19 protein-coding genes are annotated in these 22,252 nt (G+C 68.7%); 9 read left to right on the top strand and 10 right to left on the bottom strand.

Annotation, left to right across the window (positions count from 1 at the left end):
- Positions 1–151: 151 nt before the first annotated feature.
- The 5 genes from ACIBL3_RS06180 to ssd all read right to left on the bottom strand — a co-directional run bounded on the left by ACIBL3_RS06180 (position 152) and on the right by ssd (position 4,382).
- Complete coding sequence (locus ACIBL3_RS06180) at positions 152–451, bottom strand: DUF4244 domain-containing protein (RefSeq protein WP_396352097.1); 300 nt, start codon at positions 449–451, stop codon at positions 152–154.
- Positions 452–569: 118 nt separating this feature from the next.
- Positions 570–1,283, bottom strand: coding sequence for a type II secretion system F family protein (locus ACIBL3_RS06175; protein WP_396352096.1), 714 nt, complete (start codon positions 1,281–1,283; stop codon positions 570–572).
- Between the two features lie 14 nt (positions 1,284–1,297).
- Positions 1,298–1,912: a type II secretion system F family protein gene (locus tag ACIBL3_RS06170; protein WP_396352094.1), complete on the bottom strand. Its 615-nt coding sequence runs from the start codon at positions 1,910–1,912 to the stop codon at positions 1,298–1,300.
- Between the two features lie 245 nt (positions 1,913–2,157).
- Positions 2,158–3,315, bottom strand: a complete 1,158-nt coding sequence (locus ACIBL3_RS06165) for a TadA family conjugal transfer-associated ATPase (protein ID WP_396352093.1) — start codon at positions 3,313–3,315, stop codon at positions 2,158–2,160.
- Positions 3,312–4,382 carry a septum site-determining protein Ssd gene (gene ssd / locus ACIBL3_RS06160; RefSeq protein ID WP_396352092.1) on the bottom strand — a complete coding sequence of 357 codons (1,071 nt, stop codon included), beginning with the start codon at positions 4,380–4,382 and terminating at the stop codon, positions 3,312–3,314. Before ssd ends, ACIBL3_RS06165 begins: the two co-directional genes overlap by 4 nt.
- 203 nt (positions 4,383–4,585) lie before the next feature.
- Here ssd and ACIBL3_RS06155 point away from each other — a divergent pair, with 203 nt between their 5' ends.
- The gene (locus ACIBL3_RS06155; RefSeq protein ID WP_396352091.1) at positions 4,586–6,298 is read left to right on the top strand and encodes a glycosyl hydrolase family 18 protein; all 1,713 of its coding nucleotides are present in this window, start codon (positions 4,586–4,588) and stop codon (positions 6,296–6,298) included.
- Positions 6,299–6,326: 28 nt separating this feature from the next.
- Entirely contained in the window at positions 6,327–7,868 is a 1,542-nt protein-coding gene (locus ACIBL3_RS06150; protein ID WP_396352090.1) for a cellulose binding domain-containing protein, read from the top strand.
- A gap of 44 nt (positions 7,869–7,912) precedes the next feature.
- Here the strand turns inward: ACIBL3_RS06150 and ACIBL3_RS06145 are convergent, their stop codons facing one another.
- Entirely contained in the window at positions 7,913–8,662 is a 750-nt protein-coding gene (locus ACIBL3_RS06145; RefSeq protein ID WP_396352089.1) for a hypothetical protein, read from the bottom strand.
- 87 nt (positions 8,663–8,749) lie between these two features.
- Positions 8,750–9,637 (bottom strand): LysR family transcriptional regulator, encoded by an 888-nt coding sequence (locus ACIBL3_RS06140; RefSeq protein WP_396352088.1) that lies wholly within the window; start codon positions 9,635–9,637, stop codon positions 8,750–8,752.
- A gap of 71 nt (positions 9,638–9,708) precedes the next feature.
- On the opposite strand from ACIBL3_RS06140, the gene ACIBL3_RS06135 reads away from it, so the two are divergent.
- Positions 9,709–10,932: an MFS transporter gene (locus ACIBL3_RS06135; RefSeq protein WP_396352087.1), complete on the top strand. Its 1,224-nt coding sequence runs from the start codon at positions 9,709–9,711 to the stop codon at positions 10,930–10,932.
- Between the two features lie 4 nt (positions 10,933–10,936).
- Positions 10,937–11,386, top strand: coding sequence for an aminoacyl-tRNA deacylase (locus ACIBL3_RS06130; RefSeq protein WP_396352086.1), 450 nt, complete (start codon positions 10,937–10,939; stop codon positions 11,384–11,386).
- Positions 11,387–11,404: 18 nt separating this feature from the next.
- On the opposite strand, the gene ACIBL3_RS06125 is transcribed toward ACIBL3_RS06130, so the two are convergent.
- Both ACIBL3_RS06125 and ACIBL3_RS06120 read right to left on the bottom strand, forming a co-directional pair.
- Complete coding sequence (locus ACIBL3_RS06125) at positions 11,405–12,307, bottom strand: helix-turn-helix domain-containing protein (RefSeq protein ID WP_396352085.1); 903 nt, start codon at positions 12,305–12,307, stop codon at positions 11,405–11,407.
- A gap of 1 nt (position 12,308) precedes the next feature.
- Positions 12,309–13,772 (bottom strand): chitinase, encoded by a 1,464-nt coding sequence (locus ACIBL3_RS06120; protein ID WP_396352084.1) that lies wholly within the window; start codon positions 13,770–13,772, stop codon positions 12,309–12,311.
- Positions 13,773–14,176: 404 nt separating this feature from the next.
- On the opposite strand from ACIBL3_RS06120, the gene ACIBL3_RS06115 reads away from it, so the two are divergent.
- Complete coding sequence (locus ACIBL3_RS06115) at positions 14,177–15,001, top strand: HAD family hydrolase (RefSeq protein ID WP_396352310.1); 825 nt, start codon at positions 14,177–14,179, stop codon at positions 14,999–15,001.
- Between the two features lie 305 nt (positions 15,002–15,306).
- On the opposite strand, the gene ACIBL3_RS06110 is transcribed toward ACIBL3_RS06115, so the two are convergent.
- The gene (locus ACIBL3_RS06110; protein ID WP_396352083.1) at positions 15,307–16,086 is read right to left on the bottom strand and encodes a cell filamentation protein Fic; all 780 of its coding nucleotides are present in this window, start codon (positions 16,084–16,086) and stop codon (positions 15,307–15,309) included.
- Positions 16,087–16,110: 24 nt separating this feature from the next.
- Between ACIBL3_RS06110 and ACIBL3_RS06105 the strand changes: the two genes are divergently transcribed.
- From ACIBL3_RS06105 to ACIBL3_RS06090, 4 genes are all read left to right on the top strand, one after another.
- Positions 16,111–18,327: a CDP-glycerol glycerophosphotransferase family protein gene (locus ACIBL3_RS06105; RefSeq protein WP_396352082.1), complete on the top strand. Its 2,217-nt coding sequence runs from the start codon at positions 16,111–16,113 to the stop codon at positions 18,325–18,327.
- A 137-nt stretch (positions 18,328–18,464) separates the two neighbouring features.
- Positions 18,465–20,147, top strand: coding sequence for an arginine--tRNA ligase (gene argS / locus ACIBL3_RS06100; protein ID WP_396352309.1), 1,683 nt, complete (start codon positions 18,465–18,467; stop codon positions 20,145–20,147).
- 30 nt (positions 20,148–20,177) lie between these two features.
- Positions 20,178–21,206 (top strand): alpha/beta hydrolase, encoded by a 1,029-nt coding sequence (locus ACIBL3_RS06095; protein WP_396352081.1) that lies wholly within the window; start codon positions 20,178–20,180, stop codon positions 21,204–21,206.
- 41 nt (positions 21,207–21,247) lie between these two features.
- Entirely contained in the window at positions 21,248–22,216 is a 969-nt protein-coding gene (locus tag ACIBL3_RS06090) for a GNAT family N-acetyltransferase (protein WP_396352080.1), read from the top strand.
- Positions 22,217–22,252: the final 36 nt, after the last annotated feature.

Raw genomic sequence — 22,252 nt, 5'->3', positions numbered from 1 at the left:
GATGGCCACCTCGGCGGTCACTGCACCGCGTTCGGCACAGCTGCGGGTGTGGTGACCAATCGGGCTGGGATGGCGGGATTCTTGGGGCGGCATCTGGGGTCCTCGGGTTGGGGGGTCGGTCGCGGAGAGGGGTCCGCGACCGACCCGCTGGTCAGAGTTGGACGCCTTCTACGCCGGCCAACTGAAGGGCGTAGTTGATGAGGGCCTTGAGGGCGTTCATCATGGCGTCGGACTTCAGCAGGGCGACGAGGATTCCGCCGAGACCGCAGACCGCGACGACGCTGACGGCGTACTCGGCGGTGGCTGCTCCACGTTCGGAACGGCGACGGAGGGCCCGGCTAGACGACGAGGAGTCGGTGCACGCCGCGCCGCGCGCTGCGGGAAGGCGGAGAGCCTTGTGCTCGACGTCGTTGGGGAGACGGTGGGTGGTCGGCGGCAGTGGGTTGGACATTGGGTACCTCCGGGTCTGCGGTCCGGCTGGTCCGGATCACTCACTGACAAGGTGCCGTTGTCGGAGGCCTTTTTTTGCAGGAGTTTCCAGCCTGGGGACAACTAGTTGCCTAGTGCCCCTATCGATGCGTGAGGTAGGGAACCAAGGCGTCGGCGATGGTGGGGACGATGGAGAGCAGGATGAAGGCGGGCAGGAAGCAGAGGCCGAGTGGTAGGGCAGTGCGGGACTCGATGGCGCGGGCCTGTTGATCGGCGGCGTGATGGTGGGCTTGGCGAGTGTCGTCGGCCAGGTGTTCGAGGGTCTTCGAGAGTGGAGCGCCGGAGCGGAGTGAGCGGTCGATGGCTCGGGCGAAGGGGGCGCAGGCTGGTTCGGAGCGTAGGTGGGACCAGGCGTCTGTCGGGTCGGCGCCCAGGGCCAGGTGGTGGGCGACCTCGGTGAGGAGCTCAGCGAGGGGGCCGTGGATGGCGGCGGCGACTGTGATGAGGGCTTGCTGGGGTGGGCGGCCGGCCCGCAGGCAGGCGGCCAGGAGGTCCACGGCCAAGGGAAGGTCGCGGGTGAGTCGGGCGGTGCGTTGCTTGGCGGCGGCTGGTTCGAGGCGGGCGAGGCCTTTGGGGACGAGGTAGACGGCGGCACCGGCGAGTGGGATGCCCCAGGGGAAGCCGAACAGAAAGAGGAGGCCGACGGCGGCGAGGACGGCTGCGAGTTGGTGTAGCCGGGGTGGGCGGGGTCGAGGGTGGCGAGGTGGATTGGTGAGGCGGCGGAGGTTTGGTTGGGCGGGTAGCAGGAGGTAGGACGCGAAGGCTGCGGCTGTGGCGGCTAGGACAGTGCTCATGGGGTCAGGGCTCGCTAGGTGGATGGTGGTTTGGCTAAGCGGGTGGTCCAGTGGAGGCCGGCGGCGGTCAGGGCCAGGCCGGCCACTAGGCAGAGCCAGCCGGTGGGGGTGGTGGTGAGGAAGGTGAGGGGGTTGGCGCCGAGGGAGTAGCCGAGGGCTATGCCGAAGATCGGGAGCAGGGCCAGGATGCGGGCGGTGGAGCGGGCACCGGCGAGGCTGGCGGCGGTTTGGCGATGGATCGACTCGTCCGCGCGGAGCGATTGGGCCAGGCGGTCGGTGAGGGCAGCGAACGCGGCGCCGGATTCGTCGGCGACTCGCCAGGAGGCAGCGAGGGCGCGTAGGCCTTCGGCGCCGGGGGATTCTGCGACGAGCTCGAGAGCGCCGGGGATGTCGCCGCCCAGTTTGGCAGCGGCGTAGGCGATCTGGAAGTCGGGGCAGATGGCTGCGGCCCCTTCCAAGGCGTCGATGGGTGGGCGACCGGCGGTCAGGTCGGCGGCGAGTACGTCGAGGGCTTCGATGATGTTGGCGCGGCGGGTCGCGGTGGTTGTGCGTTGGCGGTGCTGGGCTCGTTGGTTGTGGACGAGCCAGGTGACGGCTGCCAAGGCGGCCACGGAGACCAGGAACTGCATGCCGACGACCAAGCCGGTGAGCGCGGCCAGTGGAGCCAGAAGCCATGGGCGGGGCAATCGCGAGCGCGCAGTGGCGAAGGTGGGCACGCGTTGCGGGGGCGGCGCTGATGTTGGGGTGGTGGGCTCAGGTGGTGAGGCTGCGGAGTGACGTTGGCGTGGGGCTAGGCGGTGCAAAGCTCGGTGACGGGCCGGAAGGAGCAGGTGGAGGGCGAGGAGGACCAGGAGGCTGGAGAGCAGGGCGGGGGTCATGCGGCGGCCGCCTGGAGGGTGGTGAAGCGGTGGGCGGGTGGGTGGAGGGTGAGGGTGTTGTCGGGGTGGAAGGTGACGGCTGGACGGGTGACTACTTCGCCAGTGGGGAGGCGGTCGAAGACTTGGATCTCGGAGATGCGGCGGGTGCCGTTGGCGGGCCGGGTCAGATGGATGATGGCGTGCAGGGCGGACGCGACCTGGCTGTGGATGGCTTCCCGGGACAGGCCGGCTAGCGCGCCGAGGGCTTCCAGGCGGGCTGGTACGTCGGTGGCCGAGTTGGCGTGCACCGTGCCACAGCCGCCCTCGTGACCTGTGTTCAACGCACTCAACAGGTCGACCACCTCGGCTCCGCGGACCTCGCCGACCACGAGACGATCGGGCCGCATCCGTAGCGCCTGACGGACCAGGTCGCGAAGCGAGATCTCGCCGCTGCCCTCGACGTTCGGCCGTCGCGCCTCCAAGCGGACGACATGCGGATGGTTCGGCCTCAGCTCGCCCGCATCCTCGACGAGGACCAGCCGCTCCGACGGATCCACCAACGACAGTAAGGAATTCAGCAGCGTCGTCTTCCCGGTGCCTGTGCCACCGCTGATCAGGAACGCCAGCCGCGCGTCGACCAAGTCACGCAGAACGGCCGCGCCCGCCGGCGGCAACGCACCCGCGGCGATCAAGTCCTCCAGCGTGAACACCTTCCGGGACGGGACTCGCAAGGACAGGCAGGTGCCGGGCGCGGCCACGGGGGCAAGTACGGCGTGGAAGCGAGTGCCGTCGGAGAGGCGTACGTCGACGTACGGCGTGGCGTCGTCGAGCCGGCGTCCCGCAGCCGCAGCCAACCGGGTCGCGAGACGGCGGATCGCGGGCTCGTCGCCAGTGCGGATCAGCACGCGTTCGAGGCCGGAGCCGCGGTCGGCATAGACCTCGTCGGGACCGTTCACCAAGATGTCGGTGATGCCCGGCTCGGAGAGCAGGCCGTCGAGTGGACCCGCGCCCAAGGCCTCCCGGCGGAGCGCCGCGACCACGGCGAGCACGATCGCGTCGCCGTAGACGCCGCCATCCGCCCGGAGGGCAGCAGCGACCCGAGCAGGCGTCGGCTCCGCGCCGGTGACAGCCAAGGTCGCCCGGACCCGATCGATCAGCACAGCTGAGGCATTCATGCCGCAGCCGTCGCGTAGAGGCCGAACAAATCCAGGATCTCGGCGGCGGCACGGCCGAGAGGTCCACGCGGACGCGGATCGAAGCGTCCCTGGTCCATCGCCGCCGGCAGATCTCGCTCGTAGCCAACCTTCGTTGCCAATGGCAATGACAGGTGTGCCGCGACATCGGCAGCAGACAGCCCGTTCACGCGCGGATCCCGCGCCACCACGCGGAGGTCACCAGCAACATCGCGCATTGGACCGACGAGTCGGTTGGCCGCGGCGACCGACCGGACATCGCACGGTACGACGAGCAGCGTCGCGCCGGCCCGGACGAAACCTTCCTCCACCGCCGGATCCGCCCGCCGAGGCAGGTCGACGACCACCAGATCGCTACTGCGTTGGGCGGCGCTCAGCACCGAGCTCATCGTCTCCGGCGGCAGGACGGTCACGTCGGACCGATCCCACGACAGCACCGCCAGACCGTTCACCGACGGCAAGGCCGATCGCAGCGCAGCAGCACTGACCCGGCCGGACGCGTTGAGCAGCTTCGGCCAGCGATCGCCGACATCCTGCTCGATCCCCAGTGCCAGCTCGATGCCGCCACCGAGTGGATCGCCGTCGATCAGCATCGTCCGGAAGCCGCGCCGGTTCCCGAACACGGCCACCGCCGAAGCGAGCGTGGTCGCCCCTGCTCCCCCGCAACCGCCCACGAACGCAAGCGTCAATGCCGTGCGGACCTCGCCATCCAAGGCATCGGCCAGCTTGTCGCCCAAGGCGGACTCGTCCGTGGGTAGCCGGAACACCGACTCCGCGCCGATGTCGAAGGCACAGCGGAACACGTCGTCACCGCCCGCGAATCCGGCGACGACGACACCGGATCGCCGTACCGGTTGGGTTCGGGCGAGTGGCTCGGCCAGGTCGTGGCCGACCACCACCAGCGAGGTGGTCTGCCACCTGCGGCGGAGGCCGAGCAGGTCGTGCTCTACCAGTGGAGTGATCGAGGCCGCCGCGGCCAGCCGGAGCAGGTCGTCGAGCAGCAGTTCGTCAGTAGTTGCCAAGAGCACCGAAATCGAAGAAGTGTCCATGCCTAGAAGATGCCGTCGTCGCGGCATCCCCGAGCCAACGCACTGGATCCCTGTGGACAAAGGCCTGTCGGGTTTCCGTCAGCAGCGGGAATCCGCCATCGCCAGCCCGCGACCAACCCGGCGGGAACGGTTACGGTTCCTTTCGAAGCGTCTTTAACTAAATTTCACCGGACCGCTTCCGTCCCAGCTCCGGAGGACCGCCCATGAGTCGACTACGCATGCTCGCGGCGACCGCAACCGTCGCCGCCACCGCCCTGATCACCGCCGCCGGCGTCTCCCTCGCCAGCCCGGAGACCGCCCAAGCCCCGGCCGCCACGAGCGGTGGGGTGAAGACGGCGTACTTCACCCAATGGGGTATCTACGCCAACGCGTTCTACCCGAAGAACCTGATCACCACCGGCGCCGCCGGCAAGCTGGACTTCCTGAACTACGCGTTCGCCAACATCCACCCGACCGACCACACCTGCTTCATGGCGAACAAGGCCGCGTCGCAGGACGAGAACAACCCGAACGCCGGCGACGGCGCCGGCGACGCGTTCGCCGACTACGGCAAGTCGTACGGCGCGGACATCAGCGTCGACGGGGTCGGCGACGTCTGGAACCAGCCGATCCAGGGCAACTTCAACCAGCTGAAGAAGCTCAAGGCGCGCTTCCCGAACCTGAAGATCCTGATCTCGATCGGCGGCTGGACGTACTCGAAGTACTACTCCGACGCCGCCTCGACCGACGCCAAGCGCAAGACCTTCGTCAGCTCCTGCGTGAACATGTTCCTCAAGGGCGACCTGCCGGTGATCGACGGCTTCGGCGGTCCCGGCTCGGCGGCCGGCATCTTCGACGGGATCGACCTCGACTGGGAGTACCCGGGCTCGCCGAACGGCCACGTCGGCAACCACTGGGGCCCCGCCGACAAGCAGAACTTCACCCTGCTGCTGGCCGAGTTCCGGTCCCAGCTGAACGCCTACGGCAACCAGACCGGCAAGCGCTACTACCTGACCGCCGCCACCCCCGCCGGGCAGGACAAGATCGCAACCATCGAGACCGACAAGATCGGTCAGTACCTCGACTACAACAACGTGATGACGTACGACATGCACGGCGGCTGGGACGCCACCGGGCCGACGAACTTCCAGGACCCGCTCTACCAGGCCCCGGACGACCCGAGCACCCCGATCCCGCCGGGCTCGGCCAAGTACTCGGTCGACGGCGCGATCAAGGCGTGGACCACCGGCGACCCGGCGTACGGCATCCCCGGCGGCTTCCCGGCGAACAAGCTGACGATCGGATATCCCTTCTACTACCGGGGCTGGAAGGGCGTTCCGAGTACGGCGAACGGCAAGTACCAGCCGGCGACCGGACCGGCCGACGGTCACGCGATGAGCGGCAACGTTCCCGGTGTCTCGTTCTACAAGGAGCTCGTCGGGTTCGTGGACGACCCGTCGGCGACGTACTTCGACGAGACCACCAAGGCGTCGTGGTTCTACCGCAACGGCACCTTCTGGACCGGGGACAACGCCCAGTCGATCAAGGCCAAGGCGGACTACCAGCACTGCAAGGGCTTGGCCGGCGCGATGATGTACTCCCTCGAGGCCCTCGACCCGAGCGTCACTCTCTTCAACCACGTGGTGAACGCCGTCAACGCGGAGACACCCGGCTGCAGCGGTCCCACCCCGACGCCGACGCCGACGCCCACTCCGACGCCAACGCCGACCCCCACTCCCACGCCGACCCCCACTCCGACTCCCACCCCGACGCCGACCCCGACGCCTCCGACGGCCACCCCGTGGGCGCCGAACACGACGTACGCGACCGGTGCGCTGGTGAGCTACAACGGCCTCACCTACAAGTGCATCCAGGGACACACTTCCCTGACCGGCTGGGAGCCACCGAACGTCCCCGCACTCTGGGGCCGGGTCTGATCACGTACCGCCCACTGATCGGAGCATCATGAAACGCATCTCGATGGCATTAGCGGCCATCACTGCAGTAGTACTCGCACTCCTGACCGCGCCGGCTGCCAATGCGGCAGGTGTCACCGCAGCCTTCACGAAGGTGTCCGACTGGGGCAGCGGCTTCGAAGGCAAGGTGACTGTCACCAACGGCACCACGAGCTCAGTGAGCACCTGGTCGGTCGCACTCGACTTCCCGTCCGGCTACACCATCACCAGCTCGTGGGACGCGACCAGGAGCAGCAGCGGTCAGACACACACCTTCACCCCGCCGAGCTGGGCCGGGCCGCTCGCGCCCGGCGCCAGCGTCACCTTCGGCTTCAACGGCAGCCCGGGCAACTTCCCAGGGCTCGCAGCCTGCCGGCTGAACGGCGGCTCCTGCACGGGCGGCGGTGGCGGCACGCCACCCGGAGCACCGTCAGGTCTCTCCGGTACGGCGACCTCGTCGTCGGTCAGCCTCAGTTGGTCCGCAGCAAGCGGGGCAACGAGCTACAACGTGTACCGCAACGGCACGAAGGTGGGTTCGCCGACCGGTACTTCGTACACGGACTCCGGGCTCACCGCGAACACGACGTACAGCTACCAGGTCAGCGCGTCCAACAGTGCGGGCGAGGGGCCGAAGAGCGGCAGCATCTCGGTGACGACGACCACCGGTGGCGGCAACCCCGGCACCCGGCGGGCGGCGCCGTACCTCTACATGGGCTGGGGCGACCCGCCGAGCCCGGCGACCGTCATGAACGCGACCGGCATCAGGTGGTTCACCATGGCGTTCATTCTGTCGTCCGGTGGCTGCAACCCGGCGTGGGACGGCAGCAGGCCGCTGCAGGGCAGCGCGGACGCCAACGCGATCGCGCAGATCCGGGCCGCCGGCGGCGACATCGTGCCGTCGATCGGCGGCTGGAGCGGTAACAAGCTCGGCCCGAACTGCAGTACGCCGGAGGCGCTGGCCGGGGCGTACCAGCAGGTGATCAACGCCTACAACCTGAAGGCGATCGACGTCGACATCGAGAACAGCGACGAGTTCGAGAGCGAGGTGGTCCAGGACCGCATCCTGAACGCGCTCAAGATCGTCAAGCAGAACAACCCGGGGATCCAGACGATCCTCACCTTCGGCACCTCGACCAGCGGCCCGAACTACTGGGGCAACCGGCTGATCGAGCGGTCCGCGGCACTCGGCGCGAACATCGACATCTTCACGCTGATGCCGTTCGACTTCGGCAGCTCGAACATCTACCAGGACACCGTCAACGCGTCGGTCGGCCTCAACAACAAGCTGAAGGCCGCCTTCGGCTGGACAACCGCCCAGGCCTACGCGCACCAGGGCATCTCGGGCATGAACGGCCTGTCCGACCAGCAGGAGATGACCACCACGGCGACCTGGCAGAACATCACCAACTGGGCCAAGTCGAATGGGCTGGGCCGGCTGGCGTTCTGGTCGGTCAACCGCGACCGCCCCTGCCCCGGCGGCGGCGTGGTCTCCAACTGCTCCGGCATCTCTCAGCCGGAGTGGGAGTTCACCCGGATCACGGCCGGATTCTGACAGCGGTACGGCGACGTGCGGGGAGCACCCGTACGTCGCCGTACTCAGCCGGACTTCAGCGCCTCGACGATCAGGGCGTTGCGGGCGTTCTGGCCCAGCGGGATCGACGGGTGCAGACCGTCGCGGAGGTACTTGGCGAGGCGGTTCGGCTTGGCCGCCAGGTGCTCGGCCCAGCGGATCACGCGGAGGTTCTCGTGCCGGCGCTGCGCCTCGGCGAGCTGGAGGTTGATCCAGGCGCTGTTCCGCTGGTCGGAGAGCTGGACGCCGGGACCGTGTCCGGTCCGGGCGGCCTGGATGTTCACCCAGAAGACCATCCGCTCGCCACCGACGATCTGCATCGTCCGCTCCACCTGAGCGGCCACCGCGGGCGGGGTGAAGATGTCGTTGGACCCGACCGACATCAGGATGCGATGCGGCAAGCCGTAGTCCTGGGCCCAGGTGTCGAGCGCGTCGACAGCCGGTGTGACCGGACGGCCGGCCCAGTTGTGCACGGCCATGTGAATGCCGTGCCCGGCCAGCTGCTTGGCCAGGGACGGACCGTCCTGGACCCCGATGCTGTCGCCGAACATGAAGACGCCGTCGGTCTCCCGCGTCTTGCGGACCTGCGACTCGCTGGAGACGGCGCGGGCCTGCCGCTCCCACGCGCCCAGCACCCCCGACCCGTAGGCGCCGGTGGAGGCGAGCTCGCCGGCCGATGCCGTTGCAGCCGACGCAACCGTCGACGCCGCGGCAGCCGTGCCGGCTGCGAACAGCAGGCGTCGGCTCGGGCGGATCGAACTGAGACGCTTCCTCACGGAGGAAACTGTGCGGTGGAAAGCCCTCTCACTGCAAGTCGACACCGGGAAAATTGGACCAACGCTACGAAAGTCACGGCCGGAGGCTCAGGTCGACCGCACCGGCTGAGACCGGACGAAGTCGCGGAACCGCTCGGAAGCCGGCGTGAGCTGCGCCCGCAGCCGCCAAGCCATCCCGATCTCCCGGCGCGCCCGCACCCCGGCGAGCGGGATCGACACCGCCCCGCTCTCGTTCCCACGGACCGCACCGGACGGCAACACCGCTACCCCGAGTCCGGCACCGACCAGACTGTCGATGGTCGCGAGGTCGGTCGCCTCGAACGCCAACTGCGGCGTGAAGCCGGCCGCCCGGCACAGCTCCTCACTGATCCGCCGGAACCCGAACCCAGGCCGCAGCCCGACGAACTGCTCATCCGCAGCTGCAGCCAACTCGACCCGGCGCCGCGACGCCAGCGGATGACCGGGCGGGACGTGCAGGCACAGCCGCTGCTGCTCGAGCAGGTGCCACCCGAACAGCTCCGGATCCGGCCGCGGCGCGATGATGCCGATCTCCGCCTCACCACTCTCCAGGTCCTGGACGATGTCGTGCGCCGGCTCCTGCCGCAACGCGAACCGGACGCTCGGCGCCTGCGAGCGGAACGCCTTCAGCAGGTCCGGCACCAGACTGGTCGCGACCGAGTGCAGGAACCCGAGCCGCACCGTCCCAGACTCCGGGTCGAGCAGCGCGTCGATGCGCTGGCGCGCGCTGTCGACCGCCGCCGTACCGGCTTGGGCTGCTTCCAGGACGACCCGCCCGTATGGGTTCAACCGCACGCCTCGGTGTTCACGCTCGAAGAGTTGTACGCCGAACGCGCTCTCGACCCGGCGCAGCGAGCGGGAGAGGTTGGGTTGGCTCGTCCCCAGTACGGCGGCTGCCTCGGTCAGGTGCTCGGTCTCCGCCAGGACGGCGAACCAGCGAAGGTCTTCGACATGCATACCAGAAGCGTATCGATTACTGCCGAGATTGACATTTTACGTATCGCACAATGCGTGGCACGGTCGAAGGCATGCACACTTCCGTCGCCGCGCAGCCCGGCTATCGACCAGGCGAGGCCGGCTACCGTCGGCTGTCGATCGCCCTGTTCGCGGCGGGCCTGGCGACGTTCGCTCTGCTCTACAGCACCCAGCCGCTGCTGCCTGAGCTCGTCGATGCCTTCAAGGTCTCGCCGAGCCAGAGCGCGTTCACGGTGTCGCTAGCCACGCTCGGGCTCGGCATCGCGCTGCTGATCGCAGGTCCGGCCTCCGAGGTGATCGGACGCACCACTCTGATGCGTTGGTCGGTCGCGGCCACCTCCGTCATCGCCCTGCTCTGCGCAGTCGCACCGACCTGGCACACGCTGCTCGCGCTCCGCGGTCTCCAGGGCATCGCGATGGCCGGCCTGCCCGCCGTCGCCATGGCCTACCTGCGTGAGGAGGTGCACCAAGACAGCCACGCCCGCGCCAGCGGTCTCTACATCGCAGGTACGGCGGTTGGCGGCATGGCCGGCCGCCTGATCGCAGGCGGGTTGGCCGACCTCGGCGGCTGGCGGTTCGCGGCTGGTGGCATCGCAGTCATCGGTGTCCTGTGTGCCGCAGTGGTCTGGCTGCTGCTGCCCGCCTCCCAGAACTTCCAGCCGGCCCCGGCCAGCCCGCGGCAGCTGCTGACCCAGACAGGCCGAGTACTGCGTGATCCGGCATTGCTGGCGCTCTACGGGATCGCCGCCACCGCGGTCGGCGCCTTCGTCGCCGTCTACAACGGAGCCGTGTTCCGGCTCTCCGGAGCGCCGTACGAGCTGAGCGCGGGAGCGGCTGGGCTGGTGTTCACCGTGTATCTGCTCGGGTCAGCTGGTTCGGCGACGGCGGGGTGGCTCGCTGACCGGTACGGGCGCCGGGCGGTCGTGCCAGCGGGCTGTCTGGTCACGTTGGCCGGGGTGGCCGTCACTCTAGCCGCACCGCTGCCGCTGATCGTTGTCGGGCTCGCACTGATGACGGCCGGCTTCTTCGCCGTACACGGTGTGGCCAGCGGGTGGGTGGCGGTCCGGGCGCATGCTGGTGGCGGTGGCACCGGGCAGGCGGCCAGCCTCTACCTGTTCTCCTTCTACCTGGGCTCGTCGGTGTTCGGCGGTCTGGCCGGGGCTGCGTGGACGCATGGGGGCTGGAGTGGCGTGGCGCTGGAGGCGGGCGTGCTTTTCCTCATCACGCTCCTGCTGGCCGTACTCCTCAAGAGCATTCCGAGCAAGATGCGAAACTAGCCGGGTGACCAGAGCGATCGAGGCAGCCGACCAGTTGGGCCTGAGCTACGAGGTGACCAGACATGGGCGGGTCAACTCGCTCGAGGAAGCCGCGGCGGCGCGGGGCATCGAGCCGGCCAGCCTGATCAAGACGATCGTGGTCCGGCTGTCCGACGACGACTACCGGTTCGTGCTGGTCCCCGGCGACCGGGGGATCGCCTGGCCGAAGCTTCGCACGCTGCTCGGGGTCAACCGGATCTCGATGCCCGACAAGGACACAGCGTTCGACGTGACCGGGTACGTCCGCGGCACCATCACCCCGCTCGGCAGCACGCACGCCTGGCCGGTGATCGCCGACGAACGCATCACCGGCACGATCTCCATCGGCGGCGGCGACCACGGCGTCGGCATCACCGTGAACGCAGACGACTTGGTCAAAGCACTCAAGGCCACCGTCGCCGATGTAACGGACTGAAGGAAGAGACGTCACCGATTAGGCGAGTAGGCCGCGTTGGCCGGCGCGGAGGCCGGCCTGGAAGCGGGTGGTCGCGTCCAGCGTCCTGAGGATCCGCTGCATCCGGCGCTCGACCGTCCGCTGCGCCACTCCAAGACGCCGGGCGATCGCCTGGTCGGTCAACCCAGCCGCAGCGAGCGCCAGCAACTGCCGGTCCTCGCCACTCAGCGGACCCTCCGAGGCGGGCGGCGACAACGGGCTCGCCTGCTGCCACAACAGCTCGAACAACCGCAGCAGCCCGTCAAGCAGACTCGACGGCCCCACCTCCACGACCACCTCTGCGCTGGTCGGCAGCAACCCGGTACGGCGATCCACCAGGACCAACTCAAGCGGTACGTCGCGCAGGATCCGGCAACCCACCGACCGGGCAGCCGCCAGATCGGTGGGCTCCGACACCGACGCCATGTCGTAGATCACCCGGCACGAAACACCGCGGCCGGGCGTGACGACGTACGGCGGCCGATTGAGGACGAGCACCTCGTCCTGCGCACATGCCTGCGCCTGGTAGAACCGCTGAGCAATCGCCTCGGACCCGCGGATCACCGTGAACGCGCCATGCCGCGCCCGGAACTCCGCACTGAGCACCGAGGCCCCAAGCCGAGCCTCGACGATCGCCGCCTGTTTCCTGAGTGCCAACAGCTCGACCGCGGCCTCCGGCACAGCCGGCAGGTAGCGAGCAGGTCGGCCTGGGGTGCGCGAGGCCAGGCCGAGGGACAGCAGTGATCGCAGATGCCTGCCGACGCGCGTCGCAGGCCAGCCGGTATGACGGGCGAGGTCGACAGTCGTGGACTCCGGCCGGGCCAGAAGCGCCCGGTAGAGCTGCTCGTCCTCCGAGCAGACACCGAGCACTTCCAGCACCGGAGCCGGTCGATAACTGTGCATGTCAGGGCAGCGCGTGGACGTGTGCGCCGACCTGGTTCGCGAACGCGCTGCCGTTCAGCGCGTCCCAGTTGGTCGACCAGGTCATCGCACCGCGCAGGGACGGCCACGTGGTGCTCGGCTTGAAGTTGCCGCAGTTCGTGCCCCGGGTCAGGCAGTCCAGGGCGTTGTTGACGACCTGCGGCGAGACGTAGCCACTACCGGCCGCACGAGACGAGGCGGGCAGGCCGAGACCGACCTGGTCGGGCCGGAGTCCGTTCTGCAGCATGATGCACGCCTGGGCGGTGATGAAGTCGACCGTGCCCTGCGAGTACACCTGCCCGTCGCAGCCGTTCATCGAGCCGGAGTTGTAGTACTGGACGTTGACCACGGTCAGGATGTCCTTGATCGCCAGCGCCAGCTTGAAGTACTCGAACGACGTGCTCTGCATGTCGATCGTCTGCGGAGCCATCGCGATGATCAGCCCGCTGCCGAACGAGTTGCGCAGGCTGCGCAACGCCTGGCCCATGTACTGCGCGTTGACCCCGTTCTCCAGGTCGATGTCGATCCCGTCGAAGCCGTACTCGCGCAGCACCGTCAGCGCGCTGTTGGCGAAGTTGGTCGCGGCCTCGGCGCTGCCGACCGAGATGGTGCCGTTCTGGCCACCGACCGACAGGATGACCCGCTTCCCGGCCGCTTGCTTGGCGGCGATGTCGGCCTTGAACTGGGCGACCGTGTATCCACCGAGCCCGGCGGAGTCCAGGTTGAAGGTGATGGCGCCGGGCTGGGCCGCGGCGTCGGCGAAGGCCACCGCGATCAGGTCGTACGCCGCGTTGACGTCGCTGATGCGCTGGACGGTGGCGCCGTTGTTGAAGTTCTGCCAGTAGCCGGTCAGTACGTGCTTGGGCAAGGTGCCGTTGGTCGGGGGCGGCGTGGTGGGCGGGGTCGTCGGTGGTGTCGTCGGCGGAGTAGTGGGTGGAGTGGTCGGGTCCGGCGTACCACCCGGACCGTCCAGCACGACATCGTCGGCCTGGTACGGCGGCAGTCCGTACCAACCGTGCAGGTAGATCGTCACCCGGGTCGTGGAGGCGCCGGTGGTGAAGGTGGTCGTCAACTGGTTCCACGTGGTGCTGGTGCTCCAGGTCGACGTACCTCCCTCGAAGCCGAGGTAGACGTTCGACCCCTTGACCCAGGCGGACAACGTGTACGCCGTACTGGGCTTCACCGGGATCGACTGGCTGCAGCGGGCGTTGTCCGAGGACGTCGGGGTGGCCTGGAGCGCGTAGCTACCGGTGCGGGCCGAGGTCGTGGTGGCGCCGGCGGCACAGGTCCAGCCGGACAGGTTGCCGGTTTCGAAGGTTCCGTTGGTGACGAGGTTGGTGGCGGCGGATCCGGTCGCCGGGACCAGAAGCAGGCCCGTGAGGGCGGCGAGAAGGGTGATCAGGGCGGGGATGATCGCGGCCTGGGGGCGGAGTGCACGCGTTTTCATGACTTACAAACTGTGACTGCGTAACTACATTGTCAAGAGCCTACATAAAGTGAAAGCGCTCCCACGCCCAGAAAAGTGAGGAACCTTTTACATCCGGAACCCGGAGGAGGAAAGGCGACGGCCCCCGGCGGGGGGGTGACCGGGGGCCGTCTTCGGCCACGGGCTCGGGGGGAGGAGCCGGGGGCCGTTCAGGAGGCGACAGTCTGCCACTGTCAGGGGGTATGTACCCCCCAAGGCCGGGTTCCACACATCTCAGTTCGATTGCAACTGAGATCGTGTCTCCCAGGCGCTGAAACCGCCCGATCAGGCGTTTCCGGCCAGTGTCACTGTCACACTGTCAAACAGTCTAACGGGAGACCGGCCCACACAAAAGCCCGGGTCCCTCGGCGTTTCGCCCGATGCCTATGCTCGACCCCATGGCGCACCCCGGGACGGGCCGAACGGCCGCCTTCTTCGATCTGGACAAGACCATAATCGCCCGATCCAGCACCCTGGCCTTCTCCCGGCCGTTCTACGCCGGCGGGCTGATCAACCGCCGCACCGTCCTGCGCAGCGCCTACGCCCAGTTCGTGTACCTGCTCGGCGGCGCGGACCACGACCAGATGGAGCGGATGCGCGAGTACCTGTCCGCGATGTGCACCGGCTGGGACGTGCAGACCGTGAAGGCGATCGTCGCCGACACTCTGCACCACATCGTCACGCCGATGATCCACGAGGAGGCGGTCGAGCTCATCGAGCAGCACCACGCGGCCGGCCGGGACGTGGTGATCGTGTCGTCGTCCGGCGCCGAGGTGGTCGAGCCGATCGGCGAGATGCTCGGCGCCGACAAGGTGATCGCCACCCGGATGGTAGTTGCCGATGGCAAGTACACGGGCGAGATCGAGGACTACGCGTACGGTCCGCACAAGGCGACCGCGATCCTGGCGCTGGCCGAGGCCGAGGGCTACGACCTGGCAGACTCCTATGCGTATTCGGATTCCGTCACCGACGAACCGATGCTGGCTGCGGTCGGTCACCCCTTCGCGGTCAACCCGGACAAGGGTCTACGCCGGATCGCGGCCGCCCGCGGCTGGCCCGTGCTCGACTTCAACGAGCCGGTCGGGCTCGCCGAGCGGAACCGTTTTCGCGACGTACGGCGACCCGCCCTGGCCACCGCGGCGGTCGCCGGACTGGCCGCCTGGGCGTTCTTCCTGGCCACCAGACGCCGCACCCGGACCCCGGAAAGCTGAGGCCGAAAGGCCCCCGGAGCCGGGACCCGAAGCTGAAGGATGCTTCATTGTTCTCAACTCCATGAAGGTCAGGTAAGCCCTTCACAGGAAGGGTTTTCAGGAGTACAAAGGAAGCACAAAGGACCTTCGGGTCCGGTAGAGATTGCACGGAACCCAGGCACCCACGCGGCGACCAGCCCATCCCAACCGGGCAGCGCGACCCAGGCCACGTCCTGTGGCGGCAGACAGGTGCACGCATGGTAACCAGGATGACGTGCCAGCGACGGCGTTCTCATCAGAGAACGCCGTTCGCATGTCCGCAGCGCTCAGCCGATCCGGGCCAGCGGCGAGCGCTCGGCACCGAGTGACACCACCTCACAGGACCGCAGCAACCAGTCACGAACTCCGGTCAGCCCTCGCGCTGCGTAGTCGCCGAGGCCGGACGGATAGGTGCCTGCCAACTCATAGTGACCGGCCTCGGGTACCGTGACCGCGACCGGGTCGATGCCCCGGGCAACCAAGAGGCAGCGTTCGGCGGCCCGTGCAACCAGTCCGTTGGCGGTCGGGAAGGGGCGCAGGATGGCGAGCTCGGCATGCACGATCGCCGCGACCACGAGACCGGGCGCCTTGGTCGGGCGGGTCAGGTTCTGGGCCAGGGCGCTCAGCCGCTCCCACATCTCGTCGGCGCCCGGAGCCGGCGGCAGCCCCGGGATGTCGTCCGGCACCGGCTCGCGACTGGTCCGCAGATGACCCAACTGGTCTTCCGGGCCCAGATCGGCGGCGGCCAACTGGTGCAGTCTGGTCCAGACCTGCACCGGCGCGGTGTCCAGCTGGGGAGCGAGCCGCATCAGCTCGCCGGTGATCCGGACCGCGCCGGTCGCCAGTCCGTCGCCGGCGCCGCGCCGTACCTCGTCGAGGGTCGCGGGGCTGCCGGCCAGGGCGGCCGAGGCGTGGGCGCCGCGCAGCAGCGCCTCGGCGGTGACGTCCGAGCCGACCTTGCGCAGGCCACGGTCCCGGAGCAGTACGTCGACCGCGTCCCGGGCCGCCCGCGACGCGGAGCCGACCCCTTCCAGACCAGCCAGTGGCTCGAACACATCTGTACTCATGACTGCACCCTAGGATGACGTGGCATGGCGCTCGGCACCGTCCCCAAGTTCAGCATCGTGGTTCCCTGTCACGCCTCCCGGGCGTGGTTGCGGTCGTGCCTGGACTCGGTGCTCCGGCAGTCGTTCACCGACTTCGAGATCATCGGGGTGGACGATGCCGACCTGGACGGCTCCGGCCGGATCCTGGACGAGTACGCGGCGGCCGATCCGCGGGTGCGGGTGCTGCACCTGGACGAGAACGTCGGTTTGGGCCTGGCCCGGAACGCCGGGCTGAAGGAGTGCCGCGGGGACTACGTGCTGTTCCTCGACGCCGACGACCTGTACCTGCCGGGCTCGCTGGAGGCGATCGCGGCCCGGATCGACGCCACCGACCGGCCGGACATCCTGCTGTTCGACTACGAGCGGATCTTCTGGGACGGCCGAGTCGTGCGCAACCAGCGGCACGACGCCTTCGCCGGGCACGGCGCCGGGGTGTTCACCGCGGCCGAGCGGCCGATCTTCCTGACCTTCCTCGAGGTGGTCTGGAACAAGGCCTGCCGGCGGGACTTCCTGACCCGGCACGGGTTCGCGTTCACGGCCGGGTTCTACGAGGACGCACCGTGGACGTACTCGACCATGCTGACCGCCGAGCGGATCGCCACCCTTGACCGGGTGGTCGTGCACTACCGTCAGCACCGGACCGGCGGCAACATCCACGCCACCGGCGGCCGCCGGCAATGGGACATCTTCGACCAGTACGACCGGGTGCACGCGTTCATCCAGTCCGACCCGGACCTGGCCGGCTGGCGGCGGTTCGCGTTCGACCGGTCGCTGGACCACATCCTCGCCGTACTCGCGAAGCCGGAGCGGGTCGCCCCGGACGACCGGGCCGACTTCTTCCACGCGGCGCATGCCTTCGCCAAGCGCTGGAAGCCGGAGGGCTACGGCACTGACCGCACCCGCCGCGGGTTCAAGCGCTGGCTGCTCATCCACGACGACTACGCGACCTATTCCACGCTCAAGCTGAGCTCCAAGGTGCTGCAGGTCCCGAGCCCCCGCAAGACCGTCACCAAGCTCCGGCACCGCGGCAAGCTCGACCCGAACCTGGCCGCGTACTGCTCCTACTGGTTCAAGCAGTACGCCTGCAACCCGCGGGCGATCTACGAGAAGGCAGCCGAGCTGGCGCCACAACTGCGAGGCGTCTGGGTGGTCGACGCCGACCACGTGCACGTCGTCCCGGAGGGTGTCGAGTACGTCGTCGCGGGCTCGCCGGCGTACCAGAAGCTGCTCGACAAGGCGACGTACTTCGTCAGCAACATGAACTGGCCGAAGGAGCTGGAGAAGCGGGAGGGGCAGATCCACCTGCAGACCCAGCACGGGACGCCGCTCAAGACGATGGGGTCCGACCTGCGGCACTTCCCGCTGGCCGGCAAGGACCTCGACCTCGACGAGCTGATGCGGCAGACCGACCGCTGGGACTTCAACATCTCCTCGAACCGGTACTCCTCGGAGATCTGGGAGCGCACCTACCCGGCGTACTTCGAGGAGCTCGAGTACGGCTTCCCGCGGAACGACCGGCTGATCAACGCGACCCTGGACGAGGTCCGGGCGATCCGGGCCGGCTTCGGCTTCGACGACTCGCACCTCGTGGTGCTGTACGCGCCGACGTTCCGCGACGGGGTCGACTCCGTGCGGCTGCCGACCGGTCTGGTCGACCTGGGCGGGACCGGCATCCACCTCGACCTGGACCGGCTGGCCTCCTCGGTCGGCGAGCACGGCCGGGTGCTGGTGCGGACGCACTACTCGCTGTCGGCGGCGCCCGACGCGCACTCGGGCAAGGTGATCGACGTGTCCCGGCATCCGCGGGTCGAGGATCTGATGCTGGCGGCCGACGTACTGATCTCGGACTACTCCTCCATCACCTTCGACTACGCGAACCTGGACCGGCCGATCGTGTTGCTGGTCGAGGACAAGAACTTCTACGACGGCCGTCGCGGCACCTACTTCGACATCACCGAGTTCCCGCCCGGGCTGGTCGCCCGGTCGCCCGAGGAGCTGCTGGCCGGCCTGCAGACCGGCGCGTTCGCGTCGCCGGAGGCGGCCAAGCACCGGCAGCTGTACCGGGAGAAGTTCTGCGAGTACGACGACGGTCGCGCGGCGGAGCGCGTCGTACGGCGGGTGTTCCTCGGCGAGACCGAAGTGCCGCCGATCACGCCGCTCGCGGAGCGCACCCCGGCGCCGTCGGCGCACTTTCATGCATAATGGCTGACATGTCGATCAGCCTGGAGTCCGCGAGCGCCTTGCGCCTGCGCTTCAGCCTGCGACGACGACGCACTGTCTGAACACCTCATCCGTCGTTCCAGTGCGTCTACTCCAAAGGACCTGTGATGTCCGCTGTTCTGCCTGTCCTGGCCACCAGACTGTCCACCGCCGCCGCGGCTGCCTTCGGCTCGTCGTACGGCGACCTCGACCCTGAGCTCCGGTCGGCGACCAAGCCCGAGTTCGGCCACTACCAGAGCAACCTAGCGCTCCGGCTCGGCAATGCCCTCGGCCAACCGCCGCGGGAGGTCGCCGCACGCCTGGTCGAGGCGCTCGACGTCGCGGACCTGTGCGAAACGCCTTCCATCGCAGGGCCCGGCTTCATCAACCTGACGCTCAAGCAGTCCACACTCGCCGCGGCGGTCAACGAGCCGCAAACCTTCGCGCGCAGGAACCAGCGGGTGGTCGTGGACTACTCGCAGCCGAACGTCGCCAAGCAGATGCACGTCGGCCACCTCCGGTCGACCGTGATCGGCGACGCGCTCTGCAACGTCCTGCAGTACGTCGGCTACGACCTGATCCGGCAGAACCACGTCGGCGACTGGGGCACGCAGTACGGGATGATGATCGAGCAGCTGCTCAGCGAGGACCTCGCCGCGGAATCCCTTGATCTGGAGGGTTTGCAGCTGCTGTACGAGCGGAGCCGGAAGCACTTCGATGCCGACGGCGCCTTCGCGGACTTGTCCCGGGCGCGGGTCGTCCTGCTGCAGTCCGGCGATCCGGAGACGCGGGCGATCTGGCGGCGGATGGTCGACGTCTCGCTGGACGACTTCGACCAGGTCTACGCACTGCTCGGCTCCGAGCTGGCGCGGGACGACGTCGTCGGCGAGAGCGCCTACAACGACGACCTGCCGCGGATCGTCGAGGAGCTGCTGGAGAAGGGCCTGCTGACCGAGTCCGACGGTGCGTTGTGTGCGTTCCTGCCGGGATTCAAGGGCCGGGACGGGCAGCCGCTGCCCGTGATCGTGCGGAAGTCCGACGGCGGTTTCGGCTACAGCGCGACCGACCTCGCCGCCGTCCGGCACCGGGTCTCGACCCTGCACGCCGACCGGATCGTGTACGTCGTCGACCACCGGCAAGCCCTGCACTTCGAGCAGATCTTCACCCTCGCCCGGACCGCAGACTGGTTGCCGCCGACAACGACCGCGGAGCACGTCGGCTTCGGCACCGTGCTCGGCCCGAACGGGAAACCCTTCAAGACCAGAGCAGGCGGCACGGTCAAGCTGACCACGCTGCTCGACGAAGCGGTGGCGCGGGCGGACTCCCTGCTCGAGGGCCGGGAGGGCATCGACCGGCAGGCCACGGCGACGGCGGTCGGCATCGGAGCGGTCAAGTACGCCGACCTGTCCAGCGACCGGGGCAACGACTACGTGTTCGACCTGGACCGGATGGTCGCGATGACCGGCAACACCGGCCCGTACCTGCAGTACGCGCACGCGCGGTTGACCAGACTCCTGTCCAAGGCCGGCGCGAGCCACGACCAGGTCACCGAGCTCAAGGACCCGGCCGAGGAGCGGCTGGCCCTGCTGCTGACCGGCTTTGCGGATGTCGTCGTACAGGTGGCCCAGACGCTGCAGCCGCATCAGCTGTGCACCTATCTGTACGACGTCGCGACCGCATTGTCGGCGTTCTACGAGCTGTGCCCGGTGCTCACCAGCGACGGCGAGACCAAGGCCAGCCGGATCGCGCTCTGCACGGCGACCCGGAAGGTGTTGCACGATGGACTGGGCCTGCTCGGCATAGCGGCCCCGGACGCCATGTGATTCTCATGTGACTCTTTCAGGAGGTTGCCCATGCTGCCGTGGTCCGCGGATCTGGCCGGCCGGTTCGAGAAGACGACGTACACGAGCGAGCTGCTGCGTGGGAACCCGCTCGGTGACCCGCATGAGCGGCCGGTGCTCGTCTACCTGCCGCCTGGGTACGACGACTCCGACCGGCGCTACCCGTCGATCTACGTGACGATGGGGTACACAGGTCACCTCGGGATGCTGTTCAACCGGATGCCGTTCCGGCAGCCCTGGCCGGAGTTGCTCGACGCGCTGTTCGCGACCGGCGACGTACCACCGGCGATCGTCGTGTTCGTCGACACCTGGACGAAGTACGGCGGCAGCCAGTGCCTCGACTCCCCCGGCACCGGGCAGTACCACTCGTACCTGTGCGAGGAGATCGTCCCCTGGGTCGACGCGACGTACCGGACCATCGCCGACCGGGACCACCGGGCGATCACCGGCAAATCCAGCGGCGGGTACGTGGCCATGGTGACGCCCTTGCTGCGGCCGGACGTCTTCGGCGCACTCGCCACTCATGCCGGCGACGCGGCGTTCGAGCTGTGCTACCAGCCCGAGTTCCCCGGGCTCGCACGCACGCTGCGGGACAAGTACGACGGCAGCTACGACAAGTTCTTCGAGTCCGTGGCGACCCGGACCGGGCGGACCACGGACGAGGACCTGCACCTGATGGAGGTCTACGGCTACGCGTCGGCGTACTCCGCCGAACCGGATGGCAAGGTGCTGCTGCCGTTCGACGAGCTGGGCGTGGTGATCCCGGAGATCTGGGCGCGCTGGCTGTCCCGCGACCCGGTCGAGATGGTCCGCGAACCGCAGTACGCCGACGCGCTGCGCTCACTGCGGGCGGTGTGGATCGACGCCGGACGGCAGGACGAGTTCTACCTCGACCTCGGCGCGACCGCGTTCCGTCGGGCCGCCGGAAGGGCAGGTTACCCGGACGATCGGCTGCACTTCGAGCTGTTCGAAGGCACGCACGGCGGGATCGAGTACCGCTACCCGCTCGCGATCGGCTGGCTGGCCGACCGGCTGGGGTAATTCGGGTGCCCTGATCGCGAGGCGCGCCGTACCTTCGAACCATGAGCTGGCCGGAGGGGATCGAGACGCGCCCGATCGACAAGGGTGACGCCGACGCGTGGGCGGAGTTGCTGGCCGCCAAGGAGACGGTCGACCAGGAGGGGGAGAACTACGACGCCCAGGACCTGATCGACGAACTGGAGGACCCGCACCTGGATCCGGCGCTGGACACCATCGGATTGTGGGCCGGCGGCCGGATGATCGGGTACGGCAAGCTGCACGCCCCCGAGGGACTGGTCGAGATCGACCGGGTCAGGACCGAGGGGACGGTCCATCCGGAGTGGCGCCGGCGCGGCGTCGGTTCGGCGCTGATGCCGTGGCTGATCAAGCGAGCCGGTGAGCTGCATACGGCCAGGCACCCGCAGGCGCCGGGTGAGGTGACCGGCAGCCGGATCAGCACGAACGTCGGCGCGGAGCGGCTGTTCCAGAAGTTCGGCTTCGAGGAGCGCCGGTACTTCTGCGACATGAAGCGCCCGCTGGACCAGCCGGTGCCCGAGGTCGCGCTCGCGGACGGGCTGCGGATCGTGCCGTTCGACCTGGCGATGAACGAGGCGCTGCGGGTGGTTCACAACGACGTGTTCGCGGACCACTGGGGCTCGACGCCGCGCGACGCGGAAACCTGGAAGACCTGGTTCACCGGCAACCGGGCGTTCCGCGGCGAGTCGTCGTACGTCGTCCTGGACGGCGACACGATCGCCGCCTACGTGCTCGGGTACGAGTACGAGGCGGACACGGAGGCGACCGGGATCCGGGAGCTGTACATCGGCCAGGTCGGGACGGTGAAGGCCTACCGCGGCCGCGGTCTGGCGGGCGCTGCGCTGGCCAAGGTGCTGACCGCGGCGGCCGAGGCCGGCTACCAGCGCTCCGGCCTCGGCGTGGACGCGGACAACCCGACCGGCGCCCTCGGCCTGTACGAACGGCTCGGGTACTCGGTGTCGTCCAAGTGGACGAGCTACGGCCTGCCGATCTGAGCAAGAGCAGGGGGTACGCCGACATCCGGCGTACCC

The sequence above is a fragment of the Kribbella sp. NPDC050124 genome (genome assembly GCF_044460355.1).
GTDB lineage: Bacteria > Actinomycetota > Actinomycetes > Propionibacteriales > Kribbellaceae > Kribbella.
Note: the sequence above shows the minus strand (reverse complement) of the source record. Positions and strands in the feature narration are given on the sequence as shown.